The following is a 16,564-nucleotide window of genomic DNA, read 5'->3' on the forward strand; positions in this document are numbered from 1 at the left end:
TAGTTAAATGAATTAACTACTAGTTTGTTTCTCATCGTCGCAAATTCAGTAACTCTTGCGGAGAGGCTAAGAGTTTAATTTTGATGTAAAGAATTTGCTTTTGTTGGTTGAGGATAAACTGCCACAAAACATTGACACCACACCAAGAAGTTTGTGCTTTACCCGTCACCTGAAATTGAATCTCTCCATTTTCCAGAGTTTCGGCTATTCCTTGGCGGGGATAAGCTTTAATGTCTTGTGCTTCTTGCTTGAGGTAAGTAGCGATCGCATCTCGTCCAACAATTTCAGATTCAAAGGGTGGATGCATAACACCATCTTCTGCAAATAAAGCAGCCGTAGCATCAAAATCCCCTGCATTTAAGGATTGAAAATATTGCAGTATGGTTGCTTCGCTAATTCCCTCAATCGTGAAATCTCCTAAATCATCTACAGATTTTGAAGATTGTGATGAAAGCATAATATAACTCCAGATTATTATATTTTTATCAACTTACACGCAATAGCAGGTTGGGAACTTGCTGCTGAGGATGTATTTTTGTTGGTTAGTGGTTAGTAGCTGGTTGTTCTCCTCTGCGCCTCTGCGTGAGATAAAAAAAGCTCTTTATATTCTTCCCAGGAAGTAGAAAAATATAAAGAGCAATTAGTGTTGGAAATAAGTGGGATTCTACAAACTCATTAGTCAGCCAGGGGATCAACACCCATATCAGTGACAACCTTACGAAGAACAGTAATTTGTTGACCGAAATCTAGTTGCTTAAGTGTTTCTAGTACCTGTGCGCCATCACGAGAGAGTTGATAGTTTGGTGGCATGGGTACAACAAAACCTTTAACCATTAACTCAGATAATTCATACCAGAAAGCCAGCTTGGTGTTAGCACTCAGAACACCGTAAGAACGGGTAAACTGTGTGTTTCTCTTAGCAGCCAAGTCGCGCATTACCTGTAACTGCTCTGCATGAGACATCTGCTTAATTTGATTTAACAAACCTTCGGCTAATTGCAAACGGGCGGCACCAGTGGCAGCGGGTGTAATCGAACGTCCCATTTCTGTGTAAGCATACCAAAGCACAGCCAGTTGATCGTCTACGCTCAAGTTGGTAAAAACAGCTACAGTAGCTGCAACAGCGTCACCTTGGGTGCTGTAATTGAAAGCGCCAGAAAAAAAGCTTTGAGTTGAATCAGCGGTGAATGTCATAATCTTGTCTCCACAGTCGATCTAGTTCAGTACGCTGGGAGTTACTGAGAGGATGATTTTCACTCCCGATTACATCTTGCATTACTTCTTTACAAATTGCAAATAAAATTTACAAATACAATGGCTAAAAAAGAGCAAATGTATGTATTGAGGGGATAGTGTATAATTTAGGTGCCGCTTTTCTGGCAAATTTCGATAAGATAAATGAATCAATTTTTGGGAACAAGCAGCAATGAGGTAAAGCAAAAAGCCCTAGAACTGGGGTTTCATAAGGTGGGAATAGCTGCTGTAAATGAAGACGACACAGAAAAACAGCGGTTGCAAGCATGGATAGCGCTAGGTTATCACGCTGATATGGAATGGATGACTTCCCCCAAGCGTCAAGATCTGAAGTTGGTGATGAGTGAAGCGCGATCGCTAATTTGTGTTGCTCTCAACTACTACACACCCCACGAACGTCCGGAAGGCAAAGAATATGGTAAAATCTCGCGTTATGCCTGGGGGCGGGATTATCACAAAGTCATGCACAAAAAACTAAAAGCGTTTTCTGCTTGGTTACAAGGACTAGGTGAAGACATTCAAGCTCGTTATTATGCAGATACAGGCCCGATCCAGGATAAAGCATGGGCGCAACGAGCGGGTATTGGTTGGATTGCCAAAAATGGAAATGTGATTACGCGGGAATATGGCTCTTGGGTGTTTTTGGGAGAAGTGTTGACAAATTTAGAATTAAATCCAGATACTCCCCATACAGAGCACTGCGGTACCTGTACTCGCTGCATAGAAGCTTGCCCTACAGGTGCAATTACCCAGCCATTTGTTGTAGATGCAAATCGCTGCATTGCCTATCACACAATTGAAAATCGGCATGAAAAATTGCCAGAAACAGTTACGCCCCACTTGCAAGGTTGGGTTGCTGGTTGTGACATCTGCCAAGACGTTTGTCCTTGGAATCAGCGTTTTGCGCGCATCACTGATGTGACAGAATTTCAACCGTATCCTGGGAATATTGCGCCCAAACTGGTAGAATTAGCGCAAATCTCAGATCGGGAGTGGGATAAAAGATTTCCGGCATCAGCGTTGCGGCGAATTAAGCCAGAAATGTTACGACGGAATGCCCGCGCTAATCTAGACGCATTCTACTTAGTACAAGAATGATCCAAAAAGTAATTATTTTTGATTTTGATGGTACGATTGCTGACACAGTAGATGCGCTTGTAAATATTGCGAACCGTTTAGCTAAAGAGTTTGGTTATGTACAAATCACTCCACAAGAACTAGCTCTGTTGAGAAATTTAACCTCTAGAGAAATTATAAATTATTCAGGTATTTCTCTTTTTAAAATACCTTTTCTAGTCAAAAGAGTCAAAGGAGAATTAAAAGATAAAATTCCGGAATTAAAGCCAATTCCGGGAATCAAAGATGCATTGACAGCACTTAAAACTGAAGGTCATCGTTTAGGAATTATCACATCTAATTCCAAAGATAATGTGACAGAGTTCCTAAAAATAAATGATTTAGAAGAGCTATTTGAATTTATTTATTCAGGAGTGACTATTTTTGGTAAAACAACTATTATTAATAATCTTCTTAGACAAAAACAAATAAAATCCGAAGAAGTTATTTATGTAGGAGATGAAACCAGAGATATAGAAGCATCAAAAAAAGCTAATATCAAAGTGATTGCAGTCACTTGGGGATTTAATTCGCCAGAAGTATTAGCCAAGCAGAACCCCTATTTCTTAATTCATCATCCCAGTGAACTGCTAGAAGTGATTAATAGTTGTTAATTTCTTCTAGTTTATTGATTCAGAATTAGCCAAGCGCTATATACTGCTTCTCTACTAAAACAATCCGAAAAAAGAACTCAGGCAAGAGAAGTCAGAAGTCAGAAGTCAGAAGATTCTGAGTTCTGCATTCTGAGTTCTCCTTAATTATTCTCCCAACCTATTTAGATTGGCCTTTGTCTAAAGCTTGTTTTAATAAATCATCATCAACGCTAGTTACACCTTGATCTCTTGAACCGCCAACCTCCTTAGCCATTTCTTGATAATCATCGGGATCGCCAGTTGATTGTGCTTCTGTTTTCGTCTCTTGCGCTTCAGGCATTTGATATTCAGGTGCAGTTGCTGCTTCGGCTGCTTTTGCACCTTCGCTTGTGCGATCGATTTCACTAACACTGAATTGTTGTGCAGCTTGATAATCTGCTTCCATATCAACACTTGGAGCTTTTTCTTCACCACTAGCCATATTTTCAGCGGCTAATCTTGCATCTTCGGTAGGAGCTTGAGAAACGTTAGGCTTAATTTCTTCTGTCATAATAAACCTCTCTAGTAATTTTTCTATCACTGCCGAGATTCTATCAGAGTGAACCTATACGTCCTTGATACCCCTAGATAGATTCTTCACCTCTATTAACGGACAGATAAAAGCACCAAGATTAAATTTGCAAACCTCTTTCTAGAGGAGGGCGATTCATCTTCTTCAACTTTGTTACGCCTTAATGGGGACTGTAAAATTACTCAGGAAAAAAATTTATGACTACAGGTTACAATAAGTCTGCACCTCAAGCCCTAAGCGAAGAAACTCAAAAAGCCGTAGAATCTTTTAACACATTGGATACTGATGCCAAACTAGCTTGGCTATATTTTGTTTATGAAAAAATGGGAGACTCTATCACTCCTGCTGCTCCGTCTGCGGCAGAACCAGAATTAGCGCCAACATTACTTGCCGACTATTACAAATTATCTGATGAACAGCAATTACAGATTATGCGAGAAATTGTGAACTGTGAAAATACAGAACATTCTCGTGCTTATGGTGCTCTCAAAGAAAACAACCAGCTATTTATTTGGTATGCTTGGGCGGAAGCGATGGGAGACGATGTAGTTGATATGCCAGATGATTACAATGCTTCTGATGCAATTAACAATCTCCTGTCGCAAATAGAAAAAATGGATTTTGAAGAGCAAATGTCTGTATTGCGGACAGTGGTAGGTCAAATGGGCTACAGTGATGTAAAGCCAATTGAAACGCAAGCAGAAACTGGTAAAACATCAAGTCTTTAGATAGGTAACAGGTAACAGGGAACAGGTTACAGGTTACAGTTCTTCCCTGTTCCCTATCCCTTTTATGATGCTGCCATTTGGCTCAAGTCAGCCGGAGTCAAGTCAGAGTGTATGACTTCACCATCGCGAAACCAGATAATGCGTTGAGTTTGGCGCGCAACATCCGGTTCGTGAGTTACCATTACCACTGTGATACCAGTAGCATTGAGTTCGCCAAAGATTTTTAATACTTCTTGGGTAGTACGCGAATCAAGAGCACCAGTAGGTTCATCCGCTAAGAGCAGCACGGGATTGTTGACAATGGCACGGGCGATCGCTACTCTTTGTTGTTGTCCGCCAGAAAGTTGAGTAGGTTTGTTGTGGAGGCGCTTTTCTAAACCCACCCGCTTTAATGCTTCAGTTGCGCGATCGTTTCTTTCTGAAGCTTTAACACCAGCGTATACCATGGGCAACATCACATTTTCTAGTGCTGTGAGTTGGGGCAAAAGGTGGAATTGCTGAAAGACAAACCCAATTTTTTTGTTGCGGATGTGAGCCAAATCAGAATCATCCATTTGTGCCACATCAACGTTATCCAGGTAGTAATGTCCTGATGTGGGGCGATCCAGACAGCCAATGATATTCATGGCTGTAGATTTACCAGAACCAGATGCTCCCATAATCGAGCAATATTCACCCTGGTTGATAAGGAGACTAACATCATTGAGTGCTTTTACTTCTGTTTCGCCACTGCCGTAAATTTTGAAGATATTTTCTAGGCGAATAATTTCTGTTTTCTGAATTTTGGATGGAAATTTTTGGATTTTCGCTTGAGTGTCCATTCTACCTACCAACGGATACGCCGTACCTACGGAAGCGTCTACGCGTCTACTGCCTCCTGTCTTCTAGTTATGCACCAATACAGTTCACTTAAGGCTAAAACTCTTTGTTAAAGTCAATTTTTTTAACGAACCACAAAGGCGCAAAGGACGCAAAGAGAAAAAATGCTTAACTTAACTAAACCGTATTGAGTTATGCACTTCTGAGAGCTACAATCGGATCGAGTTTGGCAGCACGACGAGCAGGAACAACGCCAAAGAATAAACCAATAGCGCCAGAAACACCAACTGTCAGAGTAATTGCCATTACAGAAATGCCCGCTTCTAATGGTGTTAAGGCTCCTACCAACAAAATACCACCTACGCCAATCACCGTACCAACTAAGCCACCCGCAGCAGAGAGAATAATAGCTTCAATCATGAACTGAACCAGAATATCTTGCTCGGTTGCACCAATTGCCTTACGTAATCCAATTTCTTGGGTGCGTTCGGTAACGGAGACAAGCATGATATTCATAATGCCAATGCCACCGACAATCAAAGAAATAGCAGCGATCGCTGCCAGCATAATTGTCAATGCACCAGTGATTTGTCCGACAGTTTGCAAGGCATCTTTTTGAGAACGGATGCTAAAGTCATCTTCACCGGTGATTTTGTGTCGTAAGCGCAGCAAATTGGTAATTTGAAACTCTGCTGCATCTACACTATTAGAATCACGTGCGGAAGCAACGATGTAATCTAAAGCGATGCCATAAGGAGAATTGCGCCCTACAAGTCGATTGGCTGATGTTGTGATCGGGATTAATGCTGCTTCATCATAGTTAGCACCCAAACTAGAGCCTTTGGCTTCTAGTACACCGATAACTTGAAAGCTACTATTTTTAATCCGCAACTGTTCTCCTACGGGATTTTGAGTACCAAACAGTCTTTGTGCCAAGTCCGCACCTAACACGGTAACCTGATTGTTGCGCTTGATGTCTATATCTGTAAAAAAGCGCCCTTTACCAGTTTCAAATTCCCTTACCCTTGGAAAACTAGGAGTTGTGCCAATGATGCTGACATCGGTGTTGCGGTTACGGTAGGTTACTACCTGTCTTGTATTCAATTCTGGAGCGACTCCCACCACCGTTGGTACTTGAGTAGCAATTGCCTCAGCATCTGCTAATACTAAATTTTTTGGTACATCTCTGGTAATGCGTTGAGTTTCCTGATTACCTGGAATAATAAATAGGACATTTGGCCCTAAAGATTCTAACTGCTTATTTACAAACTTTTGCCCTGCTTCGCCAACGCCAATCATGGCAATCACCGAGGCATTACCAATGACAATACCGAGCATCGTGAGGGAGCTTCGTAACTTATTTGACAGCAGGGTTTTACCTGCCATTTGCAGACTTTCTAGTAAGTTCATTGTTGTGATTGTGCTTGTTCTCGCTTATAGTCTGGAGGTGGATTGAGAAATATGCGATCGCCTGCGTTTACTCCTTCTAAAATCTGAGTTTGGTCTTTAATTTGCGCTCCTACTACGACTGAGCGAAACAGAGGTTTATTGTTGGCATCCGGCACCAAAACTCCGGTATTTCCTTTTTCAGTCACAATAGCTACAGTCGGTACTAATAAAGCATCGTTGACGCGATCGCCCAAAAACGTCAAATCCAAATTCAAGCCAGAACGTAATTCTTGTTGACCTGTATCTATAGCTACCCGCACTTGAAATAAAGTTACACCGTCTTCCTTAACAGCTTCAGGAGCAATGAGGCGTACACGTCCTTTAAAGGTGCGATCGGGATAGGCATCTGTAGTAATTTCTACAGGCTGTCCGACTTTAATTCTACCAATATCAGCTTCTGGAACTTGAGCTAGCACTTCTAAACCCTTGGCTAGGGCAACAATTGAACTAGAAGTAGCAGAGGCGCTCGAAGAAGCAGAAGTCGTAGGTGCTACATACGCGCCATCGTTGGCATACTTTTGCGTCACAATTCCAGTAAAGGGAGCGCGAATCAGTGTATCTTCTAACCTAACCTGGGTAGCTTTTAACTGTGCCTGTGCTGCAGCTACAGCAGCTTGACGTTGAGCAATGACTTCAGAACGAGTGCCATTTTCTAGAAGCCGCAGTGCTGCCCGTGCCTCTGCAACAGCAGCTTCACGTTGAGCGATTTCTTCCGGGCGCAAACCATTACGTAACCTTGCTAGTTCTTGTCTTGCAGCTTGCAGGCTTGCTTGAACTTGTTGAAGGTTATCTTTCGCGTTACGCTCTTCAGTTAGAGCTTCATCAAGATAATCGCGAGATACCGCGCCTTGGGATGCAGGATATTGTCTGCGCTGCACTCGTTGAGTTGCTAATTCCAAGCGAGATCTGGCTTGTTGCAATTGTGCCTGATACTGATTTACCTGAGCTTCGGCTTTAGCAATTTCTTCTTGACGACTTCCCGCCCGTGCTTCAGCAAGTTGTGCTTGGGCTTGAGCCAGTCGCGCTCTGGCTTGGGCAATTTCTTGGGGACGACTGCCAGCTTGAGCTTCAGCCAGTTGTGCTTGGGCTTGCTCCAGGTTAGCGCGGTATTGGAGGATTTGTGCCTGAATCTCTGCACTATCCATCACAGCAATAACTTGTCCTTGCTGCACGCGATCGCCTTGTTCAACTCTTAAGGAGGCGACAATTCCCGGCTGTTTAGGACTAATATTCACACTTTGAACTGGCACTACCCTACCACTAGCAGTAATCCGCAAGGTAATATCGTTTGCTTCTACAGGAACAGTAAGTGCCGCAATATCTTCTTTGCTTGCCCCCCGATTCACGAGTGTATAAGTCGTAGTTGTACCAGCAACTAAAACACCAGCTGCCACCAGCCCAATTAACCACCGAGAGGGATGCTTAATTTTACCAATTCCAGGAATTTCTAAATACGTAGTCATAACAGCAGCCTGTCAAAAATGTTTTGTTAGGTAAAGTGAAGGTGAAATAGACGGGGGACAAATAAAAATTGCCAGCGACAAGTTATTGATTGTTTGCAAATGTTTACACTTAAGCAATAACACTTAGCTTGCTTGTGGAACTTTATTTAGTTGTGTGAGTTCAATATTGCTAGGGAAAGATTATAAATAGTTAACTTATATTTTCTTAACTTTTTTTCATAGTAGCCTTTCCAACTAGTAATTTACTTCACCTAAATGGGTGACTTTGGTTGTCAGTTGCACAATCATTTCCTTTCCCACCAGAGCGCAGATCGTTTAAGCTAGCTGGAAGATTATTGAATTTGTGGTAGAGAGGCGATAGTGTGCCCAAACGAATTGGTTTGATTTCTCTTGTTGTTGTCTGTAGTTTGTGGAGTCTCCCCAAAACTACTCATGCACAGGCATTAGTACCTCATACATTACAACTGGATACAGCCAAGTTGGAGCAACAGGGGTTGAGCCTAGCACAGGAGGCAGCGCAACTGGCACAGTTTCAACAGTATGAAATGGCAATGCCTAGAGCGCGCCTGGCAGTTCAACTAGCTCCCAAGAGTGATAAAGTCTGGTTTCTCTTAGGCGGCTTATATTTGCAAACCAAAAAGATAGATGATGCGATCGCTGCCCTCAAAAAAGCACAATCTCTCAATCCCAAAAATGGCGATGTTCTCTTCGCTTTGGGTTCGGCTCACTTTCAGCAGCAAAAGTACCCAACTGCTGCTAATTACTTCCAAGAAGGTTTAAAGTTAAAACCCAACGATCCAGAGGGATTGTTTGATTTGGGCAATGCTTACTATATGTTGGGTAAATTACCAGATGCGATCGCCCAATACAATAAAGCAGTCTCCCAGGATAAAAAATTCTGGCCTGCCATTAACAACATTGGTTTGATCAAGTACGAACAGGGTGATGTCGAAGCAGCAATTAAGCAATGGCAAGCTGCCCTCGCAATCGACAAGCAAGCGGCAGAACCTTTATTGGCTTTAGCAGTGGCACTGTACACTAAAGGCGATCAAAAACAAGGGCTGGCAATGGGTGAAACAGCACTCCGCATCGACGATCGCTACGCTGATTTGGAATTTCTCAAGCAAAATCTTTGGGGTAAACGTCTGCTATCTGATACCCAGAAATTTCTCCAATTACCCCGCATTCAAGCAGCCCTACAGCAACGGGGAGCCAATCAATCAGCCCCCACGGCGCCGCAACCTGCTCAGTAATTGGGGATTGGGTATTGGGTACTGGTGACTGGGTACTGGGAAGAAGAGGACACTGGGAGGGGGAGAAGGGGAGCCAGCGCCGTGGGCGGGTTTCCCGACTTAGGGCGACTGGCGTGGAGACAAGAGGAAAATCTTTCTCCTTGTCCCCAATTCCCCTTGTCCCTTGTCCCTAGCCTCTAGCCCCTAATCCCTAGCCCCTAACTTGCCACTTGCTCAAATATGCTATCTAGTAGTACATATATATTATTTAGTACCAGAATTGGTAGCCCATCATCCTGGCGGGCAACCATATCTGGTTTGGGTTATGAATTATTTCTGTTAGTCTTTAGGTAGCAATGCCACAATCTGTTCAACAAACTGTTGATGATCAATCACAGGTTTTGAGATGTAGCCATCAGCGCCGCTCTGTTTCAAAAAATTCTCGCGATCGCCCTCCATCGCGTGTGCTGTCACGAGAATAATCGGCAAAGTGGCAGTTTGAGGATCGGATTTCAACATTTGTGTAATTTTGATACCGTCAACTGACTTACCTTGATAAACACTTCTTGAAAGAGAAACATCCATTAAAATAATGTCTGCTTCCCCCGCTTGGGCAATTCTCATAACCTCTTCTACATTTTCAGTGTGTTTTACTTCCAGACCACCACGTTTGGTCAATATTTTGGAAAAAACGCGAGCATTAATCAGATCGTCTTCGACAATCAAAACAGTTTTCATGAGAATTTGACTTATAGGGGTGAGGGGGATAACCACCTGATCTAATCCAATACAGTTATATGCCTCCTTTTAGACAATCAATGTGTATCCCCGACATCAAGGATAATACTACTGCTTCTTATCCTATGACTATCAAGATTTTGTAAGGAGAGGCATTTCATCCGCTATGCTGTGGTTGCTGTAGTGTTCAGTAACGGCAAATTTTGTGTAGTGAAAATTTAGGGAAAAACTCATGGCAAAACAGTTAAACCTTCTCCCTACGGGACAGGTAATCTCCACAGCCTTGCATACTGAGATGCAACGGTCTTATCTCGAATATGCCATGAGTGTAATTGTCGGGCGGGCGTTACCTGATGTGCGTGATGGATTAAAGCCTGTGCATCGGCGAATTTTATACGCTATGCACGAATTAGGACTCACACCCGATCGCCCTTATCGGAAGTGCGCCCGTGTTGTGGGAGACGTGCTGGGTAAATATCATCCTCACGGTGACCAAGCAGTTTATGATGCTTTGGTAAGACTGGTGCAGGAATTTTCTAGCCGTTATCCCTTACTGGCAGGACATGGCAATTTCGGTAGTGTGGATAACGATCCACCAGCGGCAATGCGCTATACGGAAACGCGCCTTGCACCCATCACTCATGAGGGAATGCTGGCAGAAATCGGCGAAGAAACGGTGGAATTTATTGGTAACTTTGATAATTCCCAGCAAGAACCTACCGTACTGCCAGCGCAATTACCATTTTTGTTGCTGAATGGTTGTGCTGGTATTGCTGTGGGTATGGCGACAAATATCCCACCGCATAATCTGGGAGAAGTTGTAGATGGATTAATTGCTTTAATCGATCAACCTGACTTACCCGATGAAAAGTTAATGAAGTTAATTCCAGGCCCTGATTTTCCCACAGGTGGCGAGATTGTCGGTGATGCTGGAATTCGTGAAGCTTACACAACGGGAAAAGGCAGTATTGTTCTGCGGGGAGTTGCCCAAGCTGAGGAAGTTTTGGGCGGCAAAGGTAGCAAGCGGCGGACAGCGATTGTAGTCACGGAATTGCCTTTTCAAGTTAATAAGGCTGGCTGGATTGAAAAAGTAGCGGATTTAGTGAATCAAGGGCGCTTGCAGGGAATTGCTGATATCCGTGATGAGAGCGATCGCCAGGGAATGCGTGTAGTCATAGAACTCAAACGCGATGCTAACCCTCAAGATGTTCTCCAGCAACTCTATCATCAAACTGCTTTACAAACGAATTTTGGGGCAATCCTCTTGGCGTTGGTGAATGGGCTACCAGTTCAACTAAGCTTACGCCAATTGTTGCAAGAGTTCTTGAGCTTTCGAGAGCAGACGCTTTCACGCCGCTATTCCTATGAGTTGGGTAAGACAGAAAATCGGCTGCACTTGGTGGAAGGTTTATTGAAAGCTTTGTCTAACCTTGATGAGGTAATTGAGATTTTGCGGCGAGCTAGTGATGGCAGTGCGGCAAAAATTAATTTACAAAGTCGTTTGGATTTGAGTGAAGTACAAGCAGATGCAATTCTGGCAATGCCACTGCGACGCCTTACAAGTTTAGAGCAACAAAATTTACAGCAAGAGTACGAGCAATTGCGGGAGCAAATTGCTACTCTGCGACGTTTGCTAAGTGATAGAAAAGAATTATTGAAAGCTTTGAAAAAAGACTTGCGTACCCAAAAGCGCAAGTATGGTGATGAACGTCGCACTAAGATAATAGTTGCCACTCAGGAGACAAAAGCACAAACAGACAAGGGAAGAGGGAGACAAGGCGACAAAGAGCAAGAGAATCCAAAAATCCAAATCCAAAGTCCAATACCGGAAACGCCTCCAGAAGAAGTGATATTGGAATTTACTCAACGAGGCTACGTGCGCCGCACTCAGCCTAATGGCAGAAAGTCGAAGACTGATAACGGTTTGTCCGATAATGACTTTGTCCTTCAGACGACGTTGACGGATACAGAAAAAGATTTATTGATACTCACTAGTGCTGGCAAAGTGTATCCGGTGAAAGTTGGAGATATTCCTCCCACAACTGGGCGATCGCCACGGGGAACACCACTGATCACATTGCTGACAAACACTGCCCAAGAAGCCACAGAAGCAGTAGTCAGCCGCTTTTTGCTTCCAGACAATCCAGAAACTGCTGACATGATTCTGCTTACCAAACAAGGAAGAATTAAACGTTTATCTCTGATGGAATTTATTAATTTAAGTCGTCGTGGAATTACAATTTTGAAACTGAAAGAAGACGACGAGTTGTTGTTAAGCCAATTCACATCTACAGGTAAGCAGGTAATTTTAGCTAGTTCTGGTGGACGACTGTTGCGATTTGAGGTGAATGATGAGCAATTACCAATTATGGGTCGCACCGCGATGGGACTACAAGCTTTACGCCTGCGTCAGCAAGAAGAGATGGTTGGCGGCGTGACTTTTGGTGTTGAAGAAAATTTATTACTAGTGACACAATTAGGATACGCCAAACGTTTCCCTATAAAGTCTTTGCGTTTAGCTAACCGGGGTGATATCGGTACTCAGACTTTAAAATTTGCTAGTAAAACTGACTATCTAGCTGGAATGGTGTTGGCAAAACCAGGCACCGAGGTGGCGTTAGTAACCAATCATCAACGAGTACTGCGCCTTCCAGTAGATACAGTGCCCAACTTAAGCAGAGATAGTGTGGGTGAAAATCTGCTTCAACTTAACCGTGACGAAAAAATTATCACTGTTGCTGAAGTGTGAAGAAAAAATTACTGATGTTGAAGCTCAGGCAAAAAACTCTAGATGAGTAGAGGCGCTTGTTCAATAGCGCCTTAATTTGCGAAGTGAATTTGACAACTAGCAAGATACTGATATTGCCGCTTTTGTTAAAGCCGCAGCATTCACAATGTCTGAGGTAAAACCAACCTCTGAGTCTAGAATCTACTATGTTTGATAGTTTCAAGTATCAGTATTCGTTTAAACCGCTCTGCACAAGTTATCGCGAAGTAAATAAGCCAACTTAAGATTCCCAAAAACTTCAAACCATCTTCCAGTAAGAATTGATCTTCATTTCCAAGCCAAGCTTCAAATGGAAGCAAATCAATAACTACTGAGCATCCAAAAAAGCCAAAAGCAAGAACAATCAAGATAAAGTTTGTCTTCAAGATGATTTTCCCAAACTTGATTAGGTAAAACAAAATCATCATCCCATATACAAGAAAGACGAGCTTTTCAGGAATATTGAGATATTTTGGAAACACTTCTTCATGAAGCAGAAAAAGATCATCTAGCAACAAGATAGATGAGAGACCGCCAGAAAATAGAAAAAAAAGATTAAATTCTTTGTTATTTTTTACCTGTTCGAGTAACCTAAAGCTGAACCAAGGAATAACTACAGCAGCACACCACATTAATACACCAAAGTTGGAAATTGCCCCCCAATAAAATGGTGCTTCGATGATCGCCAATGGATCTCGTGTAAGAAGCGATACAGGTATTTTTGTTTGTAATTTTAAGATTGCAAAGAGAATAAGTACTGGTGCGTATATCAACAAAATAATTGGCAGTAATGCTTTTAATTGAGCTAATCTAAATCCTGTAGCGTGGATTTCGTCCTGCTGCTCCCTGCTTTTTAACATAAACTCTTGCCTTCATTTGCTTTTTTTAGACAGCAACTTAAAGATGTTGTGTCGAGTTAGCACAATCATTCTCTGAGCCGTCCTGAGTTAACCCTTTGTAATTGACGAATGTATAGAATTAAAAAACTCAGTTAATCAGAGATTAACGGAAAATTATGTTGAGATTAATTTTAAGTTAATAAAATTCTAATAAATATATCGAGAAGTAGATATTTTTGTGCATATAAATTTCATCTTCTCGCTTATATGTAGTAATTAATACATATTATTAGACAATTTATAATCAATAATTGATAAATATTTGCATATTTGTGACTAGAAGTCTGGATGACAGTTGCTAAAACGAGGGACTTTGGGGTTCCCACGGTAGATGGAGCTAGTGCCCTTTGTAAGAGCATTGTAGCGACTGACGCTATGTGGCTTCACCTGGCGCACAACTTCTTTTTATTCCAAAATATCAACAAGCTTGATGATTGCGCTTTCTTGAAATCGCTTGCAGCAATCAATTTTGGAAATATTATGAATGATTTCCATACTCAACCTAAGATTAATGCAAATATCTTTCAATTGCTAGATAATAGAGATGAGTTTAGCCCTTGATTAGTCTCTACATACAAACCATAAGTGAATCTTATACAAAAAACTCAAATAAAAGTTGCACTTCTTAAAATACTTGTTATATTAATTAACAAAAGCTTGCAAAACTTAGTAAATTTATTTTGGAGTGCCACCCATGCAAGACACAACAAAAATTACTGCCCCTGTAACAGATGATCGCAATGCTTGGCGTTGGGGCTTTACCCCACAAGCAGAAATCTGGAATGGCCGTTTGGCGATGATCGGCTTTTTAGCTGCTGCTTTGATTGAATTATTTTCTGGTCAAGGCTTTTTACACTTCTGGGGTATCCTGTAAATTGACAACAGCCGATCCTTAAAGATAAACATAAATAGATAAATAAGAAAACCTGGGGTGAATTAACACTCCCAGGTTTTTAACTATCTTTGGTCATTAGTCATACACAAACGGCTAATGACTGAGAACTAATGACTAGCGGATGTATTCTTTCAGAACGCTGTTGCGATTGGGGTGACGTAATTTACGCAGCGCTTTCGCTTCAATTTGACGAATGCGTTCGCGGGTGACATTGAAAATCTGTCCGATTTCTTCTAAAGTCTTCATCCGCCCGTCATCTAAACCGTAACGCAGTCGCAGAACATCGCGTTCGCGGGGGCTGAGGCTGTCGAGGACTTTTTCCAAATCTTCCCGTAATAGATTTTTGGAAACTTGATCTTCTGGGGTTTCACCATCAGACTCAATAAAATCGCCCAGTCGAGAATCTTCTTCTTTCCCAATGGGCGTTTCCAAAGAAATTGGTAACTGGGCTGATTTAGCAATAAACCTCAGTTTTTCGATAGTCATCTCCATTCTTGTCGCAATTTCTTCCTCAGTGGGTTTACGTCCCATTTCTTGAGAAAGCAGCTTAGTAGTCTTTTTAATTCTGGAGATGGTTTCGTAAAGGTGGACGGGAAGGCGAATAGTACGGGACTGATCGGCGATCGCTCTGGTAATTGCCTGACGAATCCACCATGTAGCGTATGTAGAAAACTTATAGCCTTTCTCGTGGTCAAACTTTTCAGCGGCACGAATCAAACCGAGGCTACCTTCTTGAATCAAATCTTGGAAAGATAAGCCACGATTCATGTACTTCTTGGCAATTGAAACTACAAGACGCAGGTTCGATTGCACCATTTTGTCTTTTGCCCGGCGACCGATGTGCAGACGATGGCGAAATTGCGGCAGCGGCATTTTTGCTGCTTCAGCCCATTCGCTGTATTGAGGTTCGCGTTCTAGCTGCTGGTGCAGGCGATCGCGCACTCGCTCTAATTCCAATAAATCTGCAATTTTTCTTGCCAGTTCAATCTCTTCGTCAGCTCGAAGCAGGCGAATCCGACCGATTTCCTGCAAGTAAAGACGAATCGAATCTTCGGTATAATGCTTTTTCTTGCTTTGTGACCGACGACGCGATTTTGCGGCTTTCCCAGACTTAGCGTCGTCCTCATCAGACTGAGGTTCTAAAAATTCTTCGTCGAGCTCGCCTTCATCGCTGATCAGCAAGTCCTCTTCTACATCATCATCCAGCAAGAGTTCTTCTAACAATTCAGGCTGATTCATCTCAATTTCTAGGTCAGGCTGATAAATGTTGTCGAGTACGTTGTTAGCCTGGTTCATGCCGCGTTCCTCATGCTCCTTGCAGAATCAATTACTCAAGATATTTCTGTTGCTCTTAAATTAAGCGAGCTATTTGCCTTTTTTATAAAAGGCTTTTTAGCTAATTTAGCTAAAAATTTTCCGGAAGGTTTACTCCTTTTTTGGAAGGACACTGATATATACCCCCGGTAAAAGACTTAAAAATGAGTGCTTGGTAAGTAATAAATGTTTAGTCTGTGTTTTCTTCTGCCACAGCAGTACCCACCAAGGTAAATTCTCATCTTAGTAAATGCTATTGTGTCGCCGATCAACACAATTTTTAACTGACTTGTCTAAAGAAGACTCATCTTGCTAAAAAAATTTACCACTCCATAAGAATAAATCTGACTGTTGGAAGATTTTTGTGTAAAGACTGTTCCGATTGTAGCCTGTTTCACAAAAATTGCACTGCTTTTGTGTCTTTTCCATAAACTAATTAGGTAAGGTGAAAATTAAGTAAGGTAAAAGCTGTTGTAGCAAAAACATACTGAGAACGGTACTCATACGCTTGAATTTTCTCCAAATCTTGTTGTAACTCTCGTTGCATTATCATTAATTTGAAAAATAAGTAAAGTTACTTGTATTAGATTTTATGTACTAACTACAACATTTTAAAGTAACGCATTTAATGTCAGTTGTAGCGGACAGATATAGCGTACTAATTTTTACATTTACTTCATAAAATACTGACTTGTTCTTTAGTTTTATTTGTAGTTAACCGTTACT

At 42.0% G+C, this 16,564-nt stretch carries 16 protein-coding genes; 7 read left to right on the forward strand and 9 right to left on the reverse strand.

The window, feature by feature from the left end:
- Nucleotides 1-31 precede the first annotated feature (31 nt).
- Both UYC_RS0115690 and UYC_RS0115695 read right to left on the reverse strand, forming a co-directional pair.
- Entirely contained in the window at nt 32-457 is a 426-nt protein-coding gene (locus UYC_RS0115690; protein ID WP_016872658.1) for a YybH family protein, read from the reverse strand.
- Nucleotides 458-675: 218 nt separating this feature from the next.
- On the reverse strand, nt 676-1,194 hold the full coding sequence (locus UYC_RS0115695; protein WP_016872657.1) for an orange carotenoid protein N-terminal domain-containing protein: 519 nt from the start codon (nt 1,192-1,194) through the stop codon (nt 676-678).
- A 204-nt stretch (nt 1,195-1,398) separates the two neighbouring features.
- Here UYC_RS0115695 and queG point away from each other — a divergent pair, with 204 nt between their 5' ends.
- Nucleotides 1,399-2,352 carry a tRNA epoxyqueuosine(34) reductase QueG gene (gene queG / locus UYC_RS0115700; protein WP_016872656.1) on the forward strand — a complete coding sequence of 318 codons (954 nt, stop codon included), beginning with the start codon at nt 1,399-1,401 and terminating at the stop codon, nt 2,350-2,352.
- Entirely contained in the window at nt 2,349-2,984 is a 636-nt protein-coding gene (locus tag UYC_RS0115705; RefSeq protein WP_016872655.1) for an HAD-IA family hydrolase, read from the forward strand. The genes queG and UYC_RS0115705 overlap by 4 nt, the downstream gene beginning before the upstream one ends.
- Before the next feature lie 157 nt (nt 2,985-3,141).
- Here UYC_RS0115705 and UYC_RS0115710 read toward each other — a convergent pair whose 3' ends face one another.
- The gene (locus tag UYC_RS0115710) at nt 3,142-3,513 is read right to left on the reverse strand and encodes a hypothetical protein (protein WP_016872654.1); all 372 of its coding nucleotides are present in this window, start codon (nt 3,511-3,513) and stop codon (nt 3,142-3,144) included.
- A 218-nt stretch (nt 3,514-3,731) separates the two neighbouring features.
- On the opposite strand from UYC_RS0115710, the gene UYC_RS0115715 reads away from it, so the two are divergent.
- Nucleotides 3,732-4,262 carry an orange carotenoid protein N-terminal domain-containing protein gene (locus tag UYC_RS0115715; protein WP_016872653.1) on the forward strand — a complete coding sequence of 177 codons (531 nt, stop codon included), beginning with the start codon at nt 3,732-3,734 and terminating at the stop codon, nt 4,260-4,262.
- Nucleotides 4,263-4,324: 62 nt separating this feature from the next.
- Here UYC_RS0115715 and UYC_RS0115720 read toward each other — a convergent pair whose 3' ends face one another.
- The 3 genes from UYC_RS0115720 to UYC_RS0115730 all read right to left on the reverse strand — a co-directional run bounded on the left by UYC_RS0115720 (nt 4,325) and on the right by UYC_RS0115730 (nt 7,993).
- The gene (locus tag UYC_RS0115720) at nt 4,325-5,083 is read right to left on the reverse strand and encodes an ABC transporter ATP-binding protein (protein ID WP_016872652.1); all 759 of its coding nucleotides are present in this window, start codon (nt 5,081-5,083) and stop codon (nt 4,325-4,327) included.
- A gap of 190 nt (nt 5,084-5,273) precedes the next feature.
- Entirely contained in the window at nt 5,274-6,491 is a 1,218-nt protein-coding gene (locus UYC_RS0115725) for an ABC transporter permease (RefSeq protein ID WP_016872651.1), read from the reverse strand.
- Nucleotides 6,488-7,993 (reverse strand): efflux RND transporter periplasmic adaptor subunit, encoded by a 1,506-nt coding sequence (locus UYC_RS0115730; protein WP_016872650.1) that lies wholly within the window; start codon nt 7,991-7,993, stop codon nt 6,488-6,490. The genes UYC_RS0115725 and UYC_RS0115730 overlap by 4 nt, the downstream gene beginning before the upstream one ends.
- A gap of 362 nt (nt 7,994-8,355) precedes the next feature.
- Here UYC_RS0115730 and UYC_RS0115735 point away from each other — a divergent pair, with 362 nt between their 5' ends.
- Nucleotides 8,356-9,246 (forward strand): tetratricopeptide repeat protein, encoded by an 891-nt coding sequence (locus UYC_RS0115735; protein WP_016872649.1) that lies wholly within the window; start codon nt 8,356-8,358, stop codon nt 9,244-9,246.
- A gap of 318 nt (nt 9,247-9,564) precedes the next feature.
- On the opposite strand, the gene UYC_RS0115740 is transcribed toward UYC_RS0115735, so the two are convergent.
- Nucleotides 9,565-9,963 (reverse strand): response regulator, encoded by a 399-nt coding sequence (locus UYC_RS0115740; protein ID WP_016872648.1) that lies wholly within the window; start codon nt 9,961-9,963, stop codon nt 9,565-9,567.
- A 232-nt stretch (nt 9,964-10,195) separates the two neighbouring features.
- On the opposite strand from UYC_RS0115740, the gene gyrA reads away from it, so the two are divergent.
- Nucleotides 10,196-12,712 carry a DNA gyrase subunit A gene (gene gyrA / locus UYC_RS0115745; protein WP_016872647.1) on the forward strand — a complete coding sequence of 839 codons (2,517 nt, stop codon included), beginning with the start codon at nt 10,196-10,198 and terminating at the stop codon, nt 12,710-12,712.
- A 173-nt stretch (nt 12,713-12,885) separates the two neighbouring features.
- Here the strand turns inward: gyrA and UYC_RS0115750 are convergent, their stop codons facing one another.
- Nucleotides 12,886-13,590 (reverse strand): hypothetical protein, encoded by a 705-nt coding sequence (locus tag UYC_RS0115750; RefSeq protein WP_016872646.1) that lies wholly within the window; start codon nt 13,588-13,590, stop codon nt 12,886-12,888.
- Nucleotides 13,591-13,917: 327 nt separating this feature from the next.
- On the opposite strand from UYC_RS0115750, the gene UYC_RS0115755 reads away from it, so the two are divergent.
- Both UYC_RS0115755 and UYC_RS0115760 read left to right on the forward strand, forming a co-directional pair.
- A complete protein-coding gene (locus tag UYC_RS0115755) occupies nt 13,918-14,190 on the forward strand; it encodes a hypothetical protein (protein WP_016872645.1) in 273 nt (90 codons plus the stop codon).
- Nucleotides 14,191-14,323: 133 nt separating this feature from the next.
- Nucleotides 14,324-14,503 carry a chlorophyll a/b-binding protein gene (locus tag UYC_RS0115760; RefSeq protein WP_016872644.1) on the forward strand — a complete coding sequence of 60 codons (180 nt, stop codon included), beginning with the start codon at nt 14,324-14,326 and terminating at the stop codon, nt 14,501-14,503.
- 135 nt (nt 14,504-14,638) lie between these two features.
- Here UYC_RS0115760 and rpoD read toward each other — a convergent pair whose 3' ends face one another.
- Nucleotides 14,639-15,820 (reverse strand): RNA polymerase sigma factor RpoD, encoded by a 1,182-nt coding sequence (gene rpoD / locus UYC_RS0115765; RefSeq protein WP_016872643.1) that lies wholly within the window; start codon nt 15,818-15,820, stop codon nt 14,639-14,641.
- Nucleotides 15,821-16,564: the final 744 nt, after the last annotated feature.

The organism is Chlorogloeopsis fritschii PCC 6912 (assembly GCF_000317285.1).
Taxonomy (GTDB): domain Bacteria; phylum Cyanobacteriota; class Cyanobacteriia; order Cyanobacteriales; family Nostocaceae; genus Chlorogloeopsis; species Chlorogloeopsis fritschii.

Coding starts and splice junctions, on each gene's coding strand:
- UYC_RS0115690 (WP_016872658.1), bottom strand. CDS start 457: ATGCTTTCATCACAATCTTCAAAATCTGTAGATGATTTAGGAGATTTC.
- UYC_RS0115695 (WP_016872657.1), bottom strand. CDS start 1,194: ATGACATTCACCGCTGATTCAACTCAAAGCTTTTTTTCTGGCGCTTTC.
- queG (WP_016872656.1), top strand. CDS start 1,399: ATGAATCAATTTTTGGGAACAAGCAGCAATGAGGTAAAGCAAAAAGCC.
- UYC_RS0115705 (WP_016872655.1), top strand. CDS start 2,349: ATGATCCAAAAAGTAATTATTTTTGATTTTGATGGTACGATTGCTGAC.
- UYC_RS0115710 (WP_016872654.1), bottom strand. CDS start 3,513: ATGACAGAAGAAATTAAGCCTAACGTTTCTCAAGCTCCTACCGAAGAT.
- UYC_RS0115715 (WP_016872653.1), top strand. CDS start 3,732: ATGACTACAGGTTACAATAAGTCTGCACCTCAAGCCCTAAGCGAAGAA.
- UYC_RS0115720 (WP_016872652.1), bottom strand. CDS start 5,083: ATGGACACTCAAGCGAAAATCCAAAAATTTCCATCCAAAATTCAGAAA.
- UYC_RS0115725 (WP_016872651.1), bottom strand. CDS start 6,491: ATGAACTTACTAGAAAGTCTGCAAATGGCAGGTAAAACCCTGCTGTCA.
- UYC_RS0115730 (WP_016872650.1), bottom strand. CDS start 7,993: ATGACTACGTATTTAGAAATTCCTGGAATTGGTAAAATTAAGCATCCC.
- UYC_RS0115740 (WP_016872648.1), bottom strand. CDS start 9,963: ATGAAAACTGTTTTGATTGTCGAAGACGATCTGATTAATGCTCGCGTT.
- gyrA (WP_016872647.1), top strand. CDS start 10,196: ATGGCAAAACAGTTAAACCTTCTCCCTACGGGACAGGTAATCTCCACA.
- UYC_RS0115750 (WP_016872646.1), bottom strand. CDS start 13,590: ATGTTAAAAAGCAGGGAGCAGCAGGACGAAATCCACGCTACAGGATTT.
- UYC_RS0115755 (WP_016872645.1), top strand. CDS start 13,918: ATGACAGTTGCTAAAACGAGGGACTTTGGGGTTCCCACGGTAGATGGA.
- UYC_RS0115760 (WP_016872644.1), top strand. CDS start 14,324: ATGCAAGACACAACAAAAATTACTGCCCCTGTAACAGATGATCGCAAT.
- rpoD (WP_016872643.1), bottom strand. CDS start 15,820: ATGAACCAGGCTAACAACGTACTCGACAACATTTATCAGCCTGACCTA.